Raw genomic sequence first — 21,294 nt, 5'->3', positions numbered from 1 at the left:
ATTCATCCCCTGTTCAGCAAGGTTTAGTGAATGCTATGCTCGGTCGCGCGACGGTTGCGCGGCGCGGCTCCGCTCCAGCGGGGCCCGGACCAGGGGGCATTCATGTTCAAGAAACTTTCCGCCGAGTTCCTCGGCACGTTCTGGCTCGTCTTCGGCGGCTGCGGCAGCGCCATCTTCGCCGCCGCCTTTCCGGCGCTCGGCATCGGCTTCCTCGGGGTCGCGCTGGCGTTCGGCCTCACGGTGCTGACCATGGCCTATGCGGTCGGCGGCATTTCCGGCGGCCACTTCAATCCGGCGGTCTCCGTCGGCCTGACGGTCGCGGGCAAGTTCCCGGCTTCCCGCCTCGTTCCCTATATCGTGGCGCAGGTCGTGGGCGCCGTCGTCGCGGCGGCCGTGCTCTATCTCATCGCCTCCGGCAAGGACGGCTTCCAGGCGGGGGGCTTTGCCTCGAACGGCTATGGCGAGCTTTCGCCGGGCGGCTATTCGCTGACGGCGGCGCTGGTTGCCGAGGCGGTGCTGACGGCGTTCTTCGTCATCATCATCCTCGGCTCGACCCACGGCCGCGCGCCGGCGGGCTTCGCGCCGATCGCCATCGGCCTCGGCCTGACGCTCATCCACCTTGTGTCGATCCCGATCACCAATACGTCGGTGAACCCGGCGCGCTCGACGGGCGTGGCGCTCTTCGCCGATACGGCGGCGCTCTCGCAGCTCTGGCTGTTCTGGGTGGCGCCGATCCTCGGGGCCGTCATCGGCGGCATCGTCTGGAAGATCGTCGGCGAGGACGACTGATCGCCGGCAAAGAAAACCCGCCGCGGCGACGCGGCGGGTTTTTCGATTCGGGGCCTTTTCCGTAAAGGCTCAGACCTCTTCCTCGCCCGAAAGCAGGATGCAGGCCAGCGTGATGACGGCCGAAAGGCCGAGATAGTAGCCGACATAGGCCATGCCGTAATTCGCCTGCAGCCAGGTCGCGATATAGGGCGCGAGCGAGGCGCCGAAGATGCCGGCGAAGTTGAAGGTGATCGACGAGCCCGTATAGCGCACCTTCGTGGGGAAGGGGGCGGCGAGCGCCGTGCCGATCAGGCCGTAGGTCATGCCCATCAGCGCCATCGCGAAGATCACGAAGATGAAGATGCCGGTTTCGCCGCCGGTCATCAGGCCCGGCAGGAAGAACGAGAAGACGCCGATCAGCACGGTCGTGGCGATCAGCACCTCGCGGCGGCCGAACCTTTCGGCGAGCTTGCCGGCGAACGGAATGAACAGGCCGAACAGCACTGAGCCGACGAGCTGGATCTCGAGCGCCTCGACGAAGGGCAGGTTCAGCACCTTGACGTTATAGGACAGCAGATAGGCCGAGCCGATATAGAACAGCACGAAGGTGGCGAGCGCCACGAAGGTGCCGAGCACGAGGCTGCGCTTGTGGTTGCGGAAGAGCTCGACGACCGGGACTTCCACACGCTCCTGCTTCTCGATGGCCTTCTGGAAGGCGGGCGTCTCGGTGATCGACAGGCGCACCCAGAGGCCGACGGCGATGAGCACGATGGACGCCACGAAGGGAATGCGCCAGCCCCAGGCGAGCAGCGCATCCTGCGACATGACGTGCAGCAGCAGCCAGAAGATGCCCGAGGAGAGGAAGAGGCCGACGGGCGCGCCGAGCTGCGGGAACATGCCGTACCAGCTGCGCTTGCCCGGAGGGGCGTTTTCCGTCGCGAGCAGCACCGCGCCGCCCCATTCTCCGCCGAGGCCGAAGCCCTGGCCGAATCGGCACAGCGCCAGCAGCAGGGGTGCGAGCACGCCGATCGAATCGTAAGACGGCAGGAGGCCGATGATCACGGTCGAGACGCCCATGGTCAGGAGCGCGGCGACGAGCGTCGTCTTGCGGCCGATGCGGTCGCCGTAATGCCCGAAGACGATGGCGCCGAGCGGGCGGGCGAAGAACGCGATGGAGAAGGTCGCGAAGGAGGCGAGCAGCGCCGTCGTCGGATCGCTGTTCGGGAAGAACAGCGTCGGGAAGACCAGCACGGCGGCGGTGGCGTAAACGTAGAAATCGAAGAATTCGATGGTCGTTCCGACCAGGCTTGCAAAAAGAACGCGCGCCGGGGAATTGAGCCCGGCGCGGTTGGAATGCGCTGCGGTCGGCGACCCGGAAGAGAGTGTCTTACTCATCGGGGGTGCCTTTTTTGATGTTTCTTGTTTGCCGTCTTGGGAGGCAGCAGCGGGCTTTTACGCCAACCATCCGGTCGACGAAACAATAAAACTACCCGAATGGGCGAAAAATCGTACTTTTCGTTCTTCCCTGAGACCCGAGCATTTACGAAGCGCATTGCCGGTGCGCGCATGGACGTGATGATGCCCGATTTGCCGGTTTTTCTTGCGCCGCGCGCAACTCTCTGATTCCAGAGAGAGAATCGAAGCGTTGCCTGATTCGGCGCGAGGAAAATTTGTCCCGCGATGCGTCAGGTTAACGAAAGTAAACGCTTCATTAACCTTAATGGCGCTCTAGTGGTCCCAACTCGCCCGTCGAGTCGGACCACAAGGCAAATCAGGTCCGCGCAAGGGTCGAGGGGCAGTGTGCGGAATACAGTCGAGGGTTCTATGAGCGTGAAGCATGTCGCGGTGCTGATGGGTGGTTTTTCGTCGGAACGGCCGGTGAGCCTTTCGTCGGGGAATGCTTGCGCCGATACGCTCGAGGCTGTCGGCTACAGGGTCACGCGCGTCGATGTCGGTCACGATGTCGCCAGCGTGCTTGCCGATCTCAAGCCGGACGTCGCCTTCAATGCGCTGCACGGTCCCTTCGGCGAGGACGGCACCATCCAGGGCATCCTCGAATATCTGGAAATTCCCTATACCCATTCCGGCGTGCTCGCTTCCGCGCTCGCCATGGACAAGGCGCAGGCGAAGATCATCGCCAAGGCGGCCGGCATTCCTGTTGCCGAGCAGCGCCTGATGAATCGCTTCGACTTCACCTCCAGCCATCCGATGAAGCCGCCCTATGTGGTCAAGCCCGTGCGCGAGGGGTCGTCCTTTGGCGTGGTCATGGTCAAGGAAGACCAGTCGCATCCGCCGCAGATCATCACCTCCTCGGAATGGCGCTATGGCGACAGCGTTATGGTCGAGCGCTACGTCTATGGCCGCGAGCTGACCTGCGGCGTCATGGGCGATGTCGCGCTCGGCGTCACGGAAGTCATTCCGCAGGGCCATTCCTTCTACGACTACGATTCCAAATATGTAAAAGGCGGTTCGAAACACGTCATCCCGGCGCAAATTTCACCGAATATTTACCAAAAAGTACAAACACTCGCACTCAAGGCGCATCAAGCGATCGGGTGCCGTGGCGTCAGCCGTTCCGACTTCCGCTACGACGACCGTTTTTCCGAGAATGGCGAGCTTATCTGGCTGGAGATCAACACCCAGCCCGGCATGACCCCTACCTCCCTGGTGCCCGAAATGGCCGACCATGCCGGCCATTCCTTTGGTGAGTTCTTGAAGTGGATGGTGGAGGACGCGTCGTGCTTGCGTTGAGCCTCAGGAAGAGCAGGGTGCGTCCCGCCGGGCTTTCCGAGCCGGAAGCCGGCCGCGTGCTGCCGCGGCCGCTGCGCCGGGTCGTGCGTTTCCTCGTCAGCCTTGCTGCCGGCCGCATCGCCATCCCGCGCCATACCGGCAGCGTCGCGACGGTACTGTTCCTCGGCTCGACCGGCCTTTACGGCATGTCGCTGGGCGGCCATTCGCAGGATTTCGCCCAGGCTTCGACCACCGCGATGGGCTTTGCCATCGAGGACGTGAAGGTCTCCGGCAACCGCGAGACATCCGAGATCGACATCCTCGAACGCCTCGGCCTCGACGGCACGACCTCGCTGGTCGCGCTCGACGTCAAGGATGCGCGTGCCAAGCTCGCCGATCTGCCCTGGGTGCAGGACGTCTCCGTCCGCAAGGTCTATCCGGGCACCATCGAGATCGCGCTCAAGGAGCGCGAGGCCTTCGCGATCTGGCAGCATGGCAACGACCTGTCGCTGATCGAGAAGAACGGTTCGGTGATCGCGCCGCTGCGTGACAACAAGTTCTCCTCTCTGCCGCTCTTCGTCGGCCGCGACGCCGAGACGGCCGCCGCCGGCTTTGCCGACGAGTTCGACAACTGGCCGGAGATCAAGGCGCGGGTGAAGGCCTATATCCGGGTCGCCGGCCGCCGCTGGGACCTGCGCCTCGACAATGGCATCGTCGTGAAGCTGCCGGAGCACAACGTGCCGCGCGCCATGGACATGCTGGCGACGCTGGAAGGCGAGGAGGGGCTGCTGGAACGGGACATCGCCGCGGTCGACCTGCGGCTCGAGGACCGCACCACGGTGCGGCTCACGGAAGGGGCGCTGGAACGCCGCAATGCGGCGGTCGAGCAGAGGGCAAAGGACCTGAAGAAGGCAGCGAAGCGCACATGAGCATTTTCGGTTCGTCCCATTTCGGTCTGCCGCGCTTGAAGCCGCTTTCCTCCAAGCGTGCTCACGTCGTTTCGGTCCTCGACATCGGTTCCACCAAGATCGTCTGCATGATCGGCCGGCTGACGCCGCGCGCCGAGAGCGAGATCCTGCCGGGCCGCACGCACAATGTCGAAGTCATCGGCATCGGCCACCAGAAATCCCGCGGCGTGAAGAACGGCGTGATCACCGACCTCGACGCCGTCGAGAGCGTCGTGCGCCTTGCCGTCGACGCGGCCGAGCGCATGGCCGGCCTCACCATCGAGAGCCTGATCGTCAACGTTTCCGCCGGCCGCCTCCAGAGCGACGTCTACACCGCCACCATCGACCTCGGCGGCCAGGAAGTCGACGCCAACGACCTGCGCAAGGTGCTCGCCGTCGCCGGCCAGCAGTCGCTGCGCCAGGACCGCGCCATCCTCCATTCGCTGCCGACCGGCTTCTCGCTGGACGGCGAGCGCGGCATCCGCGATCCGCTCTCCATGTTCGGCGACGTCCTCGGCGTCGACATGCATGTGCTGACGGCCGAGCGCACCGCGCTGAAGAACCTCGAACTTTGCATCAACCGCGCGCACCTCTCCGTCGAGGGCATGGTGGCGACGCCCTATGCCAGCGGTCTTTCGGCCCTCGTCGACGACGAGGTCGAGCTCGGCTGCGCCTGCATCGACATGGGCGGCGGCACGACGACGATCTCCGTCTTCGCCGAAGGCAAGCTGGTGCATTCCGACGCAGTCTCGCTCGGCGGTCACCACGTCACCACGGACCTCGCGCGTGGCCTCTCGACCCGCATCGAGGATGCCGAACGCCTCAAGGTCGTCCATGGCTCGGCGCTGCCGAACGCCGGCGACGAGCGCGACATCATCACCGTCCCGCCGATCGGCGAGGACGACCGCGACCAGCCGACCCACGTGCCGCGCACGCTCATCTCGCGCATCGTGCGGGCTCGGATCGAGGAGACGCTTGAACTTATCCGTGACCGCATCCAGCGTTCCGGCTTCTCGCCGATCGTGGGCAAGCGGATCGTGCTGACGGGCGGCGCGAGCCAGCTGACCGGCCTGCCGGAAGCGGCCCGCCGCATCCTCGCCCGCAATGTCCGCATCGGCCGGCCGCTCGGCGTGTCCGGCCTGCCGACGGCGGCCAAGGGCCCCGCCTTTTCGACCGCAGTGGGTCTGATGATCTATCCGCAGGTCGCGGAACTGGAAGAACACGCTGTGCAGGGCGGCATGCTCTCGCAGCTCACGGGTGGCAACGGCCGCATCGCCCGCATGGGCCAGTGGCTGAAGGAAAGTTTCTGACGGGTTTCCCGGCGGCGCGCCGCCGGGAAAGACCGACAACGAGTATCGTGAATAGACCGGCTGGGCGAAGCGGCCGGAAACGAAAGGAACAATGCAATGACTATCAAGCTGCAGAAGCCGGACATCACTGAGCTGAAGCCCCGCATCACCGTCTTCGGTGTCGGCGGCGGCGGCGGCAATGCCGTCAACAACATGATCACCGCGGGCCTCGAAGGCGTCGACTTCGTCGTCGCCAACACCGACGCCCAGGCGCTGTCCATGACCAAGGCTTCGCGGATCATCCAGATGGGTGTTCAGGTCACCGAAGGCCTCGGCGCCGGCTCGCAGCCGGAAGTCGGCCGCGCGGCCGCCGAAGAGTGCATCGACGAGATCATCGATCACCTCAACGGTACCCACATGTGCTTCGTCACCGCCGGCATGGGCGGCGGCACCGGCACGGGCGCGGCTCCCATCGTCGCGCAGGCTGCCCGCAACAAGGGCATCCTGACCGTCGGCGTCGTCACCAAGCCGTTCCACTTCGAAGGCGGCCGCCGCATGCGCCTTGCCGAAGAAGGTATACTGGAACTCCAGAAGTCGGTCGACACGCTCATCGTCATCCCGAACCAGAACCTCTTCCGCATCGCCAACGACAAGACCACCTTCGCCGACGCCTTCGCGATGGCCGACCAGGTGCTCTATTCGGGTGTCGCCTGCATCACCGACCTGATGGTCAAGGAAGGCCTCATCAACCTCGACTTCGCCGACGTCCGCTCGGTGATGCGCGAGATGGGCCGCGCCATGATGGGCACGGGCGAAGCTTCGGGCGAAGGCCGCGCAATGGCCGCCGCCGAGGCCGCCATCGCCAACCCGCTGCTCGACGAAACCTCGATGAAGGGCGCGCAGGGCCTCCTGATCTCCATTACCGGCGGCCGCGACCTCACCCTCTTCGAAGTTGACGAGGCTGCGACCCGTATTCGCGAGGAAGTCGATCCGGATGCGAACATCATCCTCGGCGCCACCTTCGACGAAGAGCTCGAAGGCCTCATCCGCGTCTCCGTCGTCGCCACCGGCATCGACCGCTCGGCCTCGGAGGTGGCCGGTCGTTCTGCTGACTTTCGCGGCCATAGCAAGCCAGTAGTCCGTCCGTCGGCCGCCGTTCCGGTCCAGCCGCAGGTCCAGCCCGTCGCCGCCGCTCCGCAGCCCGTCGCGCAGCAGCCCGTGATGCAGCACCAGCCGGTCATGCAGCAGCCGGTCGCCCAGCAGCCGGTCATCGACCCGATTGCCGAAGCGATCCGCGCTTCCGAGGAAAACCTCGAGCGGGAACTCGCCATCTCGGCAAGCCGCCCGGCTCCGGTCCAGCAGGTCGCCGTGCATCACGAAGAGCCGCGCCTGCAGAACCGCATCTTCGCAGCGCCCGCCGAAATGCCGGTCGTCCAGCGTTCGGTCCCGGTCCAGCAGCCCGTGCAGCAGGCCCCGGTCATGCAGCAGCGCGTCGAGCCCGCCGCTCCGATCATCCGTCAGGAGCCGCAGGCCATGCGCATGCCGAAGATCGAGGACTTCCCGCCGGTCGTGCAGGCGGAAATCGACCACCGCACCGCCCAGCAGCCGGCCATGGGACACCAGGAAGAGCGCGGCCCGATGGGTCTCCTCAAGCGCCTGACCTCGTCGCTCGGCCGTCATGAGGAAGCGCATGCACAGGAGCAGGCCGCCCCTGCCGCCCAGCAGCAGCGCCGCCCGCTCTCGGCCGAAGCCAGTCTCTACGCACCGCGTCGCGGCCAGCTCGACGATCACGGCCGCGCCAATCCGCAGCCGCGCGCACTGCAGGAAGACGACCAGCTGGAAATCCCGGCGTTCCTCCGCCGGCAGTCCAACTGAGGCCCTTCGGGTAGCCCCTGAAACAAGATGCCCGGATCGCCGATCCGGGCATTTTTATTTCCGTTTCCTTTCAATAACTTGTTAGCTGAAACATGCGTAACAAAACGAAAGAAACAGTGATTTGTCTGAAGGTGAGGGGCCTACTACATTCAGGCTGGGCAAAGGGGATAGTCAGGATTCGCGCGGAAGGCCTTGCCGGAGCGCACATCACACTCCAGACGGTCCGGCATGAAAGTCGGCGGACGTAGCGCGTCCGGCGAATGGCTTCCTGAGCCCTGGACAGACAATGTCGGCGAAGAATGAGCCGATAGTAAGATAAGGCGAATGCAGATGACGATCGGTATGCTCGGTTTCCAGACGACGATTTCCAGCCCGGTGACAATTTCCGGGACGGGCGTCCATTCCGGCGCGGCCGTATCGATCACCTTCAATCCGTCCGAGGCCGACAGCGGCGTCGTCTTCCAGCGCCTGCACGACGACGGCACGGTCAGCGAATACCGCGCGGTCTCCTCGCAGGTCGGCAATACCGACCTCTGCACCGTCCTCGGCTTTTCCCCCGCAACGTCGATCGCCACGGTCGAGCACGTCATGGCTGCGCTCTACGCGCTCGGCCTCGACAATGTGCTGATCGAAGTGCACGGCGCCGAAATGCCGATCATGGACGGCAGCTCCGCCCCCTTCATCGACGCCATCGACCAGGTCGGCCTCGTCGCGCTCTCCGTGAAGCGCCGCTATATCCGCATCGTCAAGCCGGTGCGAATCGAAGCCGGCGCGTCCTGGGCCGAGTTCCTGCCCTATGACGGCGGTACGCGATTCGAGGTCGAGATCGATTTCGACTGCCCGCTGATCGGCCGCCAGTCCTGGAAGGGCGACCTGACCTCCACCACCTTCCGCAACGAGTTGTCGCGCGCCCGCACCTTCGGTTTCATGCGCGATGTCGAGCGGCTCTGGGCTTCCGGCCATGCGCTCGGCTCGTCGCTGGAAAACTCCGTCGTCATCTCCGACGACAACACCGTGATCAATGTCGAGGGCCTGCGTTACGCCAAGGACGAGTTCGTCCGCCACAAGACGCTCGACGCCGTCGGCGACCTCGCCCTTGCCGGTGCGCAGTTCATCGGCTGCTACCGCTCCTATCGCGGCGGCCACAAGATGAATGCCTATGCGCTCAAGGCGCTGCTCAGCGACCGCACCGCCTATGAGGTGGTCGAGGCTTCTGCGCCGCGTTCGCGCGCCGGCCAGCGCGAGCTGATCGCCGTCAACGCTCCGGAATTTGCGCCCTGGTCTCTTTGAGCCAGGGGCGGCCCGGCGTCATCCTCCCGGTACGATTGCCATAAAAATGCGTTAATGCGTCGGCATGGCGTTGCGATCTTCCTGTATTTGGAGATACAACGCGGGGCGCGTGTGCGGCCTGTCCGCTTCAAGTGCCGTTAACTGGGATTGTCACATGGTTGTTGCAGGGTCTGTTGGTGTGAAGAAGACGGCGCGCATTGTCTATCTTACGCTTTTCGCTACGGCGTCTTCGATTGGTCTTTCTGCTTGCCAGTCGGACCCGGACATCGACATCACGAAACTGACCGGCGAAGCCGAATCCCCGGACACGCTCTACAACCAGGGCCTTGCCAACCTCAATGCCGGCAAGGTGGGTGAGGCGGGCCGCAAGTTCGAGGCGGTCGACCGCCAGAGCCCGTTCTCCGACCAGGCGCGCAAGTCGCTCGTCATGCTGGCCTTCACGAATTATCGCCAGGGCCGCAACGAAGAGGCGATCACCGCCGGCAAGCGTTACCTGTCGCTCTATCCGGGGTCGGAAGATGCGGCCTATGCGCAGTACATCATCGGCCTTGCCTACTGGAAGCAGATCCCGAGCGTGACGCAGGACCAGCGCGCCTCGCAGCAGACGATGGAGGCCATGCAGGCCGTCGTCGACAACTATCCCAACTCGGAATATGTCGAGGATGCGCAGGCGAAGATCCGCTTTGCCCGCGACCAGCTCGCCGGCAAGGAAATGCAGATTGGCCGCTACTATCTCGAGCGCAAGGAATATATCGCCGCGGCGACCCGTTTCCGCGTCGTCGTCGAGAAGTATCCGATGACCAACCAGATCGAGGAGGCGCTGGCGCGTCTCGTCGAGACCTACTACGCGATGGGCATCGACAGCGAAGCGCAGACGGCGGCCGCCGTTCTCGGCCACAACTACCCGGACAGCCAGTGGTATTCCGACAGCTACAAGCTTCTGCAGACCAAGGGTCTCGAGCCGCGTGAAAATTCCGGTTCCTGGATCGCGCGCGCCGGCAAGAAGCTGATCGGCGCCTGAGCGAAGAGAAACGATGCGGCAATGCTGGCGCAGCTATCGATCCGCGATATCGTCCTGATCGAACGGCTCGACCTTTCATTCGAGCCGGGTCTTTCCGTGCTGACGGGCGAGACGGGCGCCGGCAAGTCCATTCTTCTCGACAGTCTCTCGCTGGCGCTCGGCGGGCGCGGTGACGGTTCGCTGGTGCGCCACGGCATCGAGCGCGGCCAGGTGACGGCCGTCTTCGACGTGCCGATGAGCCACGCGGCGCGCGCGCTCCTGCGCGACAACGGCATCGACGACGACGGCGACCTCATCTTCCGCCGCCAGCAATCGGCCGACGGCCGCACCAAGGCCTATGTCAACGACCAGCCGGTCTCCGTGCAGTTGATGCGGCAAGCCGGTCAGCTTCTCGTCGAGATCCATGGCCAGCATGACGACCGCGCGTTGGTCGATACGGACGCCCACCGTCTGCTGCTCGACGCCTTCGGCGGCCTTGCGGAAGCGGCGGGCGATGTCGGCGCGCTGTATCATCATTGGAAGGATGCCGAGCGCACGCTGCGCCGACACCGCGAGAAGGTGGAGGCCGCCGCGCGCGAGGCGGATTATCTGCGCTCCTCCGTCGAGGAGCTCGAGACCCTTTCGCCGCAGGACGGCGAGGAGGATGCGCTGGCCGAAGTGCGTGCCCGCATGATGAAGGCCGAGCGCATCGCCGGCGACGTCAACGAGGCGAGCGAGTTCCTGAACGGCAATGCCTCGCCCGTGCCGCTGATCGCCGCGCTCGTGCGCCGGCTGGAGCGCAAGAGCCACGAGGCGCCGGGGCTGCTGGAAGAGACGGTCGAGCTGCTCGACCAGGCGCTGAACCAGCTTTCCGACGCGCAGATGGCCGTCGAGGCGGCGCTACGCAAGACGGAATACGACCCCAAGGAACTGGAGCGCACGGAAGAGCGGCTTTTCGCGCTGCGCGCCGCCGCCCGCAAATATTCGGTTCCCGTTACCGGCCTTCCGGCGCTTGCGGCGAAGATGATCGCCGACCTTGCCGATCTCGACGCCGGCGAGGAGAAGCTGGTGCAGCTCGAAGCGCGTCTCAATGAGGCGCGCGCGGCCTATGCCGTCTCCGCCCGCGCGCTTTCGGAAAAGCGCCACCATGCCGCCGATGCGCTGGCCGCCGCCGTCATGGCCGAGCTGCCGGCGCTCAAGCTGGAGCGCGCGCGCTTCACCGTCGAGATTACCACCGATCCCGAAGGCGGGGCGGAGGAGGGGATCGACACGGTCGAATTCCACGTCCAGACCAATCCCGGCACGCGTCCCGGCCCGATCATGAAGGTGGCGTCCGGCGGCGAGCTGTCGCGCTTCCTGCTGGCGCTGAAGGTCGCGCTGGCCGACCGCGGCTCGGCGCCGACCCTCGTCTTCGACGAAATCGACACCGGCGTCGGCGGTGCGGTGGCGGATGCCATCGGCCAGCGGCTGAAGCGGCTCTCCTCCACGGTGCAGGTGCTTTCCGTCACCCACGCCCCGCAGGTCGCGGCGCGCGCGGCGACGCATCTCCTCATCTCGAAGGGGCCCGTGGAGGGCAGCGAGACCGTCGCCACCCGCGTCGCCCGCATGGACGACGGCGCCCGTACGGAAGAGATCGCCCGCATGCTGGCCGGCGCCTCCGTGACCGACGAGGCGCGGGCGGCGGCGGCACGGCTGCTGTCGGGCGGGGTATAGCCGCCCCTCGTCCGCCTGCCGACACCTTCTCCCCGCAGGCGGGGAGAAGGAGGATGTCGCGCTGTTTTCGCCATTCTTCAGTGATGCGGGAAATCCTGGCGGCATGGCCCTTCTCCCCGTTTACGGGGAGAAGGTCGCGGCAGCGGGATGAGGGGTCGATCCGGCGCCTCGCATCTTTCCTTTCGTCAGCTTTGCTCTAAAACGACTCCCAAATCCGGAGCATGCCATGGCGAACGCGAAGACCCCCGTCGAGACCCTGACCGAAGAAGAAGCCGCAGCGGAGCTTGCCTATCTGGCGGCGGAGATCGCGCGCAACGACGAGCTCTACCACGGGCAGGACGCGCCGGAGATTTCGGATGCCGACTACGACGCGCTGAAGCGCCGCAACGAGGCGATCGAGGCGCGCTTTCCCGCGCTCGTCCGCGATGACAGCCCGTCGCGCCGCGTCGGCTCCGCGCCGCTTGCGACCTTCGCGCCGATCACCCATTCCCGCCCGATGCTCTCGCTCGACAATACGTTTTCCGATGAAGACGTGCGGGATTTCGTCGCCTCGGTCTACCGCTTCCTCGGCCGCCTGCCGGACGATTCGATCGCCTTCACCGCCGAGCCGAAGATCGACGGGCTTTCCATGTCGATCCGCTACGAGAACGGCCGCCTTGTGACCGCTGCGACCCGCGGCGACGGCACGACGGGCGAGAACGTCACGGCCAATGTGCTGACCATCACCGAAATCCCCGACCGCCTGCCGGCCGGCGCGCCGGCCGTCGTGGAGGTGCGCGGCGAGGTCTACATGGCCAAGAGCGACTTCCTCGCGCTCAACGAGAAGATGGCGGCGGAAGGCAAGCAGACCTATGTCAATCCGCGCAACACGGCCGCCGGCTCGCTCCGCCAGCTCGACGCCTCGGTGACGGCGAGCCGCAAGCTGCGCTTCTTCGCCTATGCCTGGGGCGAGATGTCGGACATGCCGGCGGACACGCAGTTCGGCATGATCGGCGTGCTGAAATCCTGGGGCTTCCCCGTCAATCCGATGACCGAGCGGCTGACCCGCGTCGACGACATCATCGCGCATTACCGCGAGATCGGCCTTGCCCGGCCGGACCTCGACTACGATATCGACGGCGTCGTCTACAAGGTGGACGAGCTGGCGCTGCAGGAGCGCCTCGGTTTCCGCTCGCGCTCGCCGCGCTGGGCGACGGCGCACAAGTTCCCCGCCGAGCAGGCCTTCACCACCGTCGAGAAGATCGATATCCAGGTCGGGCGCACCGGCGCGCTGACGCCCGTCGCGCGCCTCGTGCCCGTCACCGTCGGCGGCGTGGTCGTCACCAATGCCACGCTGCACAATGCGGATTATATCGAGGGCATCGGCAATAGCGGCGAGCGCATCCGCGAGGAGGGGCACGACATCCGCATCGGCGATACCGTCATCGTCCAGCGGGCCGGCGACGTCATCCCGCAGGTGCTCGACGTCGTGATGGAGAAGCGGCCGGCGGAAGCACAACCCTACGAATTCCCCAAGATCTGCCCGGTCTGCGGCAGCCACGCCGTGCGCGAGCGCCACGAGAAGACGGGCCGGCTCGATTCCGTCACGCGCTGCACCGGCGGCTTCGTCTGCCGCGCGCAGGCGGTGGAGCACCTGAAGCACTTCGTCTCGCGCAACGCCTTCGACATCGAGGGGCTCGGCTCCAAGCAGATAGACTTCTTCTTCGAGGCGGAGGACCCGTCTCTGTCGATCCGCACGGCGCCCGATATCTTCACGCTCAAGCGGCGGCAGGAAGCCTCGCTGCTGCTCAAGCTGGAGAATATCGACGGCTTCGGCAAGGTCAGCGTTCGCAAGCTCTTCGACGCCATCGATGCCCGGCGCTCCATTGCCCTCAACCGCTTCATCTATGCGCTCGGCATCCGCCATGTCGGCGAGACGAATGCCAAGATCCTGGCGCGCGCCTACGGCACCTATGCCGCCTTCGAGGAAGCGATGAAGGCGGCGGCGCCGCTTTCGGGCGAGGCGTGGAGCGAACTCAACAGCATCGACGGCATCGGCGAGGTCGTCGCCCGGGCCATCGTGGAATTCTACAAGGAGCCGCGCAATCTCGACGTGCTCGGCCGGCTTCTCGAAGAGGTGGTGCCGGAGGCAGCCGAGGCGGTGGTGGCGACGTCGAGCCCGGTTGCCGGCAAGACGGTCGTCTTCACCGGCTCGCTGGAGAAGATGACGCGCGACGAGGCCAAGGCCATGGCCGAGCGGCTGGGGGCCAAGGTGGCGGGTTCCGTCTCCAAGAAGACCGACCTCGTGGTCGCCGGCCCTGGCGCGGGCTCCAAGCTCGACAAGGCGCGCGAGTTCGATGTCGAGGTGATCGACGAGGACGGCTGGTTCGACCGCATCAGGGGATCGTGACGGTCGAGCCGCGCACCAGGAAGCGGCCGCCGTCGAAGGTCATCGGCACGCCGAGGCCGGCATCGGGCTCGAGCGTGCCGCCGAGATAGGCGTGGATATGCAGGTGCGGCTCCGAGGAGTTGCCCGAATTGCCCACCCGGCCGAGCGTCTCGCCCTCCGTAACGATCGCGCCGCCCGAAACGGCGATCGAGCCCTTCCTGAAATGGGCGAGCAGGATGCGCGCCGTGCCGCAGGCAAGGATGATGTGGTTGCCGGCGGGCTCGCTCGTATTGGTCTGTGAGATGGGATTGTCCGCGATGCCGTCATGGGCGGAGATGGCGACGCCCGTGCAGGGGCTTTTCACCTCGCGGTCGAAGATGACATAGTCGGTGAGGTTCTCGGGCATCAGGCCGTTTGCCCGCGCGCCGAAACGGTTGAGCGCGACGATATCGAGCGCGTAGCGCTGACTCCGCTCCGCATGGTGGTAGTTGATCGCCGTCGCGCCGCCGCCCTGGCCGATATAGTAGGTGCCCGGGCCGAAGGGGAAGGCAAGCTCCACCGCGGTTTCCTGATAGCCGTAGCCGGAAAGCGCGCGGGCCGTCAGCGCGAGGAAGAAGACCGCCATCGCCGCCGTCAGGCCATGTTTGCGGATGGCGGAGCGGGCCCCGTTCCAATGGCGATCCCGCACGCGCAGGTAGGAGAGGGCGGCGAGGGCGACAAAGAGGATGGGCAGGACCAGCGCCAGATCCGCGCTCAGGAAATCCCAGCGGCCGATCACGAGGATGAAGGCGAAGTAGCTCGCTCCGTAGAGCACGCGCATCGCCCAGCCCAGCCGGTCGGCGGGGCGCGGCAGCCAGAGCCACAGCAGGAAGAAGAGCGGAAGCAGGACCTGGGTCGTCAACAGGATGAGAAGAGGCAGTTCCATGGTTCCGACCTTGCTGGATCAGCCATGCCCTCCCTCACCACCGGACACGGGTGTTATCGTTGCTGGACAATCCGCGTGGATGGATTTGGTTCCGCTTTTCAGAATCCTTTCCGCAACTTATCGGCCTTTCCTAAGGATCGGTATAGCCGGCGGCCCGGATGTCCAGGTCCCGGCCGGCAGGATCGTTGCGGAAGAGGATGGCGCCGGTCGACTTCGATTCGGCGGCGACATAGTCGAAGGTGACCTGGTTTTCCTCGACGATCCTGTCGCCCTCCGTCAGCCGGCCGATCACGGTGACGGAGGCGGCCGTGGTGGTGGCGGAATTGTAGATGTCGAAGGCGACGCGGTGACCGGCGGCGGTGGCTTCCGTTGCCAGTACCGTGATGGAAAGGTCGGGCGGGGTCGCCTTGCGGGTGACGGCTTCCCAGCCGATCCATGAGAGCATTCCGGCGATCAGGACGGCGGAGACGAGCCCCGTCAGCCATTCGATCCAGTGCGGGTCGTGGCGTTCGCGGTGGCGGCCTGTGCCGGATCGTGTCATGGCAGCCTCACAGGATCAGCCGCGCGGCGGCGGCGCCGAGCGAGGCGGGAAAGCCGAGCACGATGACGGAAAGCATGATCTCGACGGCCGAACTGTCGCCGAGCCGCTCGAATATCCACAGCGTGAAGACGCAGATTGCGAGCGCGACCACATAGCCGGGCAGGGTGAAGCGCACGAAGGCGTGCCACCAGGGCGTCTCGGGCGAAAGCTCGTGGCCGCCGATGAAGGAGACCGCGTAGACGAAGCCGTGCATGAGGGCGATCGACAACAGGGCGACGACAAGCGCGTGCCATGCCGTCATCTTGTAGGCGAGCACCACGATTTCGTCGGTCGGTGCGATGTTGAGCGAGAGGAAGAGGGCGCCCGTCGCCATCAGCAGGAGCTCACCGGGATAGGTGCCTTTCTTCCCGTCGTCCGTCTCCTCATGGCCGAGCTGGCTGCGGCCGAGCATGGCCCCGATGCTGGCAGGCACCGATTGCAGCGCCGTCTTTCCCACGATTTCGGCCGCAGGCATCCCGCCGCGCAGGAGGCCGAGCGCCGCCAGCACGACGAGGCTCGTCACGATGCCGATGCCATAGGCGATGATGGCGTCGCGCACCGCCTCGCGCCAGGTCGAGATATTCTCGAAGCCGATGCGGTGGGCGAGAAGGACAAGGAGCGGAATGTTGAGAAGCAGGAGCAGGAAAAGACGCTCGCGCGCCATGTAATAGCCGAGATGCCACATCTCCATGGTCATCAGCATCGGAAGCGCGAGGAACAGCGCGCCCGCGACACCGCGCCCCAGACCGGTCACGAACCGGCTGAACCCGTTTGTCTCATCCTCGGCAACGGCCATTCATGAATCCCCTCGCAAAGCGCGGGGGAAACGCGGTGCGGACCTGCAAGTTCCGCACCGCGTGCATTTCAATGCCGATCCGGCTTCTTGCCCTTCGGCTTGCGGGCGTCGCTGGGCTTGGCGAACGTCTCGTCGCGCTTACCCTTGAAGGGCTTTGCTCCGGCAAAGGGCTTGGCAGGCTTCTTGCCGCCGTCCTCTCGATCCTTCCAGTGCGGCTTGGCGCTTGCGCCCTCCGGCTTGTCGAAGTCGCGCTTCTTCTCGAAGCGGGGCTTCTTGTCGACGTCGCCCTTGTTGAAATCGGGCTTATCGCCACGGTCCTTCCAGTGCGGCTTGGCGCTCGCGCCTTCCGGCTTGTCGAAATCGCGTTTCTTGTCGAAGCGCGGCTTCTTGTCGTAGCCGCCCTTCTTCTCGAATTCGCCCTTCGGCTTCCAGTCGGCGCGGCGCTCCGGACGGTCGTAGCGCTGCGTCTTCTCGCCGGGCGTGCGCTCATAGAACTGCGGCGTCAGGTCCGGCATGCCGTCCAGCACCTTCACGCTGATGCCGCGCTCCAGCATGCTGTTGGGCCCGAGTGCGCCGAGGAAGCCGTCGGAGGCATCGGCGGAGAGCTCTACATAGGTCTCCTCCGGCTGCATCTTGATCGCGCCGATCTCGTTCTTGGTGATGTTGCCGTTGCGGCAGAGCATGGGGATCAGCCAGCGCGGTTCGGCGCGCTGCTTGCGGCCGACCGAAATGGAGATCCAGACGCTGGCGGCAAAGCTGTCGCGCGGGCGCTTGGTCTCGGCCGGGATGGCATCGTTGCTGCGCTCGCGCGGCTTGCGCTGCTCGAGCGAGACCTCGATCAGGTCTTCCGGCGCCGAGCGACCGGCCTTGAAGAAGCGCGTGACGGCGGCGGCGAGCTGGCGGGCGTCGAACTTCTCGACCAGCGCCGCGACCGTCGCTTCTTCGTCCTCGGTGACCTTGTCGGAAAGCAGCGGATCGGCGAGCAGGCGCTCGTCGTCGCGGCGCAGGATCTCCTCGGCCGAGGGCGGGGTCGCCCAGTTCGCCTTGAGGTTCGCCATCTGAAGCAGGCGCTCGGCCTTGCGGCGGGCGTTGAGCGGCACGATCAGGGCGCTCACCCCTTTTCGACCGGCGCGGCCGGTGCGACCCGAACGGTGCAGCAGGGTATCGGGGTTGGTCGGCAGGTCGGCATGGACGACCAGTTCGAGGTTCGGCAGGTCGATGCCGCGGGCGGCGACGTCGGTGGCGATGCAGACGCGGGCGCGGCCGTCGCGCATGGCCTGAAGGGCGTGGGTGCGCTCGTTCTGGCTGAGTTCGCCGGAAAGGGCGACGACCGAGAAGCCGCGATTGTTGAAGCGGGCCGTCAGGTGGTTCACCGCCGCGCGCGTCGAACAGAAGACGATGGCGTTCTGCGCATCGTAGAAGCGCAGCGTGTTGATGATGGCGTTCTCGCGGTCGGCAGGCGCGGTCAGCAGGGCGCGATAGTCGATATCGACATGCTGCTCCTTCTCGGCGGCCGTCGAAATACGCATCGCATTGCGCTGGTAGTTTTTCGCGAGCGCGGCGATCTCCTTCGGCACGGTGGCCGAGAACATCAGCGTGCGGCGGTCTTCCGGCGCGGCTTCCAGGATGAATTCGAGGTCTTCGCGGAAGCCGAGGTCGAGCATCTCGTCGGCCTCGTCGAGCACGACGGCGCGGATGTCGGAAAGGTCGAGGTTGCCCCGGGTGATATGGTCGCGCAGGCGTCCCGGCGTGCCGACGATGATATGGGCGCCGCGCTCCAGCGCGCGCCGTTCCGTGCGCACGTCCATGCCGCCGACGCAGGAGGCGATGACGGCGCCGGTCATCTCGTAGAGCCATTCCAGCTCGCGCTTGACCTGCATGGCAAGTTCGCGCGTCGGGGCGATGACGAGGGCGAGGGGGCTTGCGGCGCGGCCGAAGCGCTCTTCGCCCTCAAGCAGCGTCGGGGCAAGGGCGAGACCGAAGGCGACGGTCTTGCCGGAGCCGGTCTGCGCGGAGACCAGCGCGTCGGCATCGCCGATCTTCGGGTCGGAGACGGCGATCTGCACCGGCGTCAATGTGGTATAGCCGCGTTTTTCCAACGCCTTTGCCATCGCCGGAGCGAGGCCTTCGAAACTCGTCATAGGGGGTCTTTCGGAATTCGGGTTCAGCGGCGATCTTGCACCGCACTCTCAAGCCCGCGCGTAACGGGCGTGTGTGGGCGCTCTCTACTGTTCCTTGCCGCAAATGTACAGTGCGCAAAACGCAAAGCTGCCCAGCGGGTTAAGCGATGGCGGGCAAAAGTCTTTCCCGATTGTCTTTTTGCGCTGCACAAGATAGAAAACGGCGCTCCCCGAAATGCTCCCGAGAAGGCATGCGGACAGGGCCGCCCGCGGGAGAGGGCGAGAGCAAGGAGGAACCGGCGATGCAGACCTTCACCACCATCGCGGACCTGCGCGCGGCGCTGGCGCCGCACCGCCTGGACGGCCGGACGATCGGTCTCGTTCCCACCATGGGCTATCTTCATGTCGGCCATATGGAGCTTGCCCGCCGGGCGCTCGCCGACAACGACATCGTCGTCGCCACCATTTTCGTCAATCCGCTGCAGTTCGGCGCGAACGAGGACCTCGCGCGCTATCCGCGCGACCTTGCCCGTGACCAGGCGATGCTGGAGGCTGCGGGTGTCCACTATCTCTTCGCCCCCGGCGTCGCCGACATGTATCCGCGGCCGATGGAAACCGTGGTCGACGTGCCGACGCTCGGCGCGGAGCTGGAAGGTTCCGTCCGTCCCGGCCATTTCGCCGGCGTCGCGACGGTCGTGACCAAGCTCTTCAACATCGCCGGTCCCGACCGCGCTTATTTCGGCGAGAAGGACTACCAGCAGCTCGCCATCATCCGCCGCATGGTCGCCGATCTCGCGCAGGCCCTGGAGGTGATCGGCGTGCCGACGGTGCGCGAGGCGGACGGGCTCGCCTGTTCCTCGCGCAATGTCTATCTCTCCGCCGAGGAGCGCGCCGCTGCCGCCATCGTCCCGCGCGCGCTGGAAGAGGCCGAGCGGCTGATCGCGGCGGGCGAGACGGATGCGAAGCGGCTGGAAGCGGCCGTGACGGCCTTCATCGCCGCGGAGCCGCTGGCAAGGCCCGAAGTGGTCGCCATCCGCGATCCCGACACGCTGGCCGAGATCGGCAGCGTCAGCGACAGGCCGGTTCTTTTGTTGCTTTTCGTGCGCTTTGGGGGCACGAAACTCCTCGATAACCGGGTCATCGGCCCGAAAAACGCGAAAAGGTAGCGTGATATGAGCGTACACACCGCCAAACGCCGTCTGGCTCCCGCCGACATCAAGGCTTTGAAGGGCCAGCGCCCGATCGTCAGTCTCACCGCCTATACGACGCCGGTTGCCAAGCTGATGGACCCGCATGTCGATTTCATGCTGGTCGGCGACAGCCTCGGCATGGTGCTCTACGGCCTCGATTCGACCGTCGGCGTGACCATCGAGATGATGATCGCCCATGGACAGGCCGTCATGCGCGGCTCGTCCAATGCTTGCGTCGTGGTCGACCTGCCGTTCGGCTCCTACCAGCAGTCCAAGGAGCAGGCCTTCGCAACCGCCGCCCGGGTGCTCAAGGAAACCGGCTGTTCGGCTATCAAGCTCGAGGGCGGCGCGGAAATGGCCGAGACGGTGCATTTCCTCACGCAGCGCGGCATTCCGGTGCTCGGCCATGTCGGGCTTATGCCGCAGCTCATCAACACGACCGGCGGCTACCGCACGCTCGGCCGCAACGACAAGGAAGTCGACAAGATCCGCAAGGACGCCGCGGCCATCGACGATGCCGGCGCCTTCGCCATCGTGGTGGAGGGCACGGTCGAGCCGGTGGCGCGCGAGGTGACCGCCGAGATCAAGGCGCCGACCATCGGCATCGGCGCATCGCCGGCCTGCGATGGCCAGGTTCTCGTCGTCGACGACGTGCTCGGCATCTTCACCGACTTCAAGCCGCGCTTCGTCAAGCATTTCGCCAATCTGGCGCCGGTGATGAGCGAAGCCTTCGCCACCTATGCCGAGGAGGTGAAGGCCCGCAGCTTCCCGGGGCCGGAACATACGTTCCAGCTCAAGAAGAGCTGAGCCTGGAGATCAGGAGGCCCACCTCCTGATCTTCATCCATCAGCGCCGGTCGTCACAGGGCGCCGATCGATCAATCCTGCTGAACGGTCCATCAGCCATATTGGTTTGCCGGTGGACCGTGCCTGCTCTATGGCTTCAGCCAACGCAAGAGAGCAGAACCCATGACACCCGCCACGAAAGAAGAAATCCGCGACGCCGCCCGGCGCGGGCTGGCCATCGCGCTCGCCGCCGCGCCGTTCGGCGTGCTGTTCGGCGCCGTCGCCGTCGACAATGGCCTCAGCATCGCCGAAGCGGCGCTGATGAGCGCCACGCTCTATGCCGGCGCGAGCCAGCTCGTCGGCGTCGAGCTGTTCAACCACCATGTCGCGCCGTGGCTGGTGGTGTTGTCGATCTTCGCGGTGAATTTCCGCCACGTGCTCTATTCGGCGGCGATTGCCGCGCATATCCGGCATTTCACCTTCTGGCAGAAGGCGACCGGGCTCTTCCTGCTGGTCGATCCGCAATTCGCCGAGACGGAGCGGCGGGCCGATGCCGGCATTCGCGTCGGCTATGTCTGGTTTCTGGTGCTCGGCCTCAGCGTCTATATTCCCTGGTTCTTCCTGACGCTGCTCGGCGGCTTCCTCGGCAACCTCATCGGCGATCCCAAGGCCATCGGTATCGACGTGCTGCTGCCGATCTACTTCATGGGGCTGGTGCTCGGCTTCCGCAGCCGGGCGAACTGGCTGCCGGTGGTGCTTGCCTCGTCCGTCGGCTCGATCCTGGCGCTGCATTTCGTCGGCTCGCCCTGGCATGTCAGCCTCGGCGCGCTGGCTGGCATCGCCGTCGCCGCCATCATGCCCATCGAGGGGGAAGAGAGCGCGGCGCCCATCGGCGATACCATCGAAGGGGAGGCATGA

At 65.7% G+C, this 21,294-nt stretch carries 17 protein-coding genes; 12 read left to right on the top strand and 5 right to left on the bottom strand.

Annotated elements, in window-relative coordinates; translation table 11 throughout:
* The first annotated feature begins 102 nt into the window (after positions 1-102).
* Positions 103-789, top strand: a complete 687-nt coding sequence (gene aqpZ, locus ACZ48C_RS09660) for an aquaporin Z (protein WP_119255992.1) — start codon at positions 103-105, stop codon at positions 787-789.
* Between the two features lie 69 nt (positions 790-858).
* Here aqpZ and ACZ48C_RS09655 read toward each other — a convergent pair whose 3' ends face one another.
* Positions 859-2,163: an MFS transporter gene (locus ACZ48C_RS09655; RefSeq protein ID WP_464780963.1), complete on the bottom strand. Its 1,305-nt coding sequence runs from the start codon at positions 2,161-2,163 to the stop codon at positions 859-861.
* A 429-nt stretch (positions 2,164-2,592) separates the two neighbouring features.
* Between ACZ48C_RS09655 and ACZ48C_RS09650 the strand changes: the two genes are divergently transcribed.
* From ACZ48C_RS09650 to ligA, 8 genes are all read left to right on the top strand, one after another.
* Positions 2,593-3,519 (top strand): D-alanine--D-alanine ligase, encoded by a 927-nt coding sequence (locus tag ACZ48C_RS09650; RefSeq protein ID WP_119255994.1) that lies wholly within the window; start codon positions 2,593-2,595, stop codon positions 3,517-3,519.
* Positions 3,507-4,427, top strand: a complete 921-nt coding sequence (locus tag ACZ48C_RS09645) for a cell division protein FtsQ/DivIB (protein WP_424549577.1) — start codon at positions 3,507-3,509, stop codon at positions 4,425-4,427. Before ACZ48C_RS09650 ends, ACZ48C_RS09645 begins: the two co-directional genes overlap by 13 nt.
* Positions 4,424-5,755 carry a cell division protein FtsA gene (ftsA, locus tag ACZ48C_RS09640; RefSeq protein ID WP_119255996.1) on the top strand — a complete coding sequence of 444 codons (1,332 nt, stop codon included), beginning with the start codon at positions 4,424-4,426 and terminating at the stop codon, positions 5,753-5,755. The genes ACZ48C_RS09645 and ftsA overlap by 4 nt, the downstream gene beginning before the upstream one ends.
* A 96-nt stretch (positions 5,756-5,851) precedes the next feature.
* The gene (ftsZ, locus tag ACZ48C_RS09635) at positions 5,852-7,609 is read left to right on the top strand and encodes a cell division protein FtsZ (protein ID WP_464780962.1); all 1,758 of its coding nucleotides are present in this window, start codon (positions 5,852-5,854) and stop codon (positions 7,607-7,609) included.
* A gap of 330 nt (positions 7,610-7,939) precedes the next feature.
* Complete coding sequence (gene lpxC / locus ACZ48C_RS09630; protein ID WP_424549579.1) at positions 7,940-8,899, top strand: UDP-3-O-acyl-N-acetylglucosamine deacetylase; 960 nt, start codon at positions 7,940-7,942, stop codon at positions 8,897-8,899.
* A gap of 154 nt (positions 8,900-9,053) precedes the next feature.
* Positions 9,054-9,920 carry an outer membrane protein assembly factor BamD gene (locus ACZ48C_RS09625; protein ID WP_119255998.1) on the top strand — a complete coding sequence of 289 codons (867 nt, stop codon included), beginning with the start codon at positions 9,054-9,056 and terminating at the stop codon, positions 9,918-9,920.
* A gap of 21 nt (positions 9,921-9,941) precedes the next feature.
* Positions 9,942-11,612 (top strand): DNA repair protein RecN, encoded by a 1,671-nt coding sequence (recN, locus tag ACZ48C_RS09620; RefSeq protein ID WP_119255999.1) that lies wholly within the window; start codon positions 9,942-9,944, stop codon positions 11,610-11,612.
* A gap of 226 nt (positions 11,613-11,838) precedes the next feature.
* Entirely contained in the window at positions 11,839-14,001 is a 2,163-nt protein-coding gene (ligA, locus tag ACZ48C_RS09615; RefSeq protein WP_464780961.1) for an NAD-dependent DNA ligase LigA, read from the top strand.
* Here the strand turns inward: ligA and ACZ48C_RS09610 are convergent.
* The 4 genes from ACZ48C_RS09610 to ACZ48C_RS09595 form a co-directional block, all read right to left on the bottom strand.
* The gene (locus tag ACZ48C_RS09610) at positions 13,988-14,905 is read right to left on the bottom strand and encodes a M23 family metallopeptidase (protein ID WP_464780960.1); all 918 of its coding nucleotides are present in this window, start codon (positions 14,903-14,905) and stop codon (positions 13,988-13,990) included. The genes ligA and ACZ48C_RS09610 overlap by 14 nt on opposite strands.
* A 130-nt stretch (positions 14,906-15,035) precedes the next feature.
* Entirely contained in the window at positions 15,036-15,446 is a 411-nt protein-coding gene (locus tag ACZ48C_RS09605; RefSeq protein WP_464780959.1) for a TIGR02588 family protein, read from the bottom strand.
* A gap of 7 nt (positions 15,447-15,453) precedes the next feature.
* Complete coding sequence (locus ACZ48C_RS09600) at positions 15,454-16,281, bottom strand: TIGR02587 family membrane protein (RefSeq protein ID WP_464780958.1); 828 nt, start codon at positions 16,279-16,281, stop codon at positions 15,454-15,456.
* A gap of 68 nt (positions 16,282-16,349) precedes the next feature.
* Positions 16,350-18,422 carry a DEAD/DEAH box helicase gene (locus ACZ48C_RS09595; RefSeq protein WP_464780957.1) on the bottom strand — a complete coding sequence of 691 codons (2,073 nt, stop codon included), beginning with the start codon at positions 18,420-18,422 and terminating at the stop codon, positions 16,350-16,352.
* Positions 18,423-18,703: 281 nt separating this feature from the next.
* On the opposite strand from ACZ48C_RS09595, the gene panC reads away from it, so the two are divergent.
* From panC to ACZ48C_RS09580, 3 genes are all read left to right on the top strand, one after another.
* The gene (gene panC, locus ACZ48C_RS09590) at positions 18,704-19,567 is read left to right on the top strand and encodes a pantoate--beta-alanine ligase (protein ID WP_464780956.1); all 864 of its coding nucleotides are present in this window, start codon (positions 18,704-18,706) and stop codon (positions 19,565-19,567) included.
* 6 nt (positions 19,568-19,573) lie between these two features.
* Positions 19,574-20,398: a 3-methyl-2-oxobutanoate hydroxymethyltransferase gene (gene panB / locus ACZ48C_RS09585; protein WP_119256006.1), complete on the top strand. Its 825-nt coding sequence runs from the start codon at positions 19,574-19,576 to the stop codon at positions 20,396-20,398.
* Positions 20,399-20,559: 161 nt separating this feature from the next.
* A complete protein-coding gene (locus tag ACZ48C_RS09580; protein ID WP_464780955.1) occupies positions 20,560-21,294 on the top strand; it encodes an AzlC family ABC transporter permease in 735 nt (244 codons plus the stop codon).

It is taken from the genome of Shinella sp. 1A1, assembly GCF_055379515.1.
The sequence above is the reverse complement of the archived record's forward strand: the minus strand, read 5'-3'. Positions and strand labels throughout refer to the sequence as shown.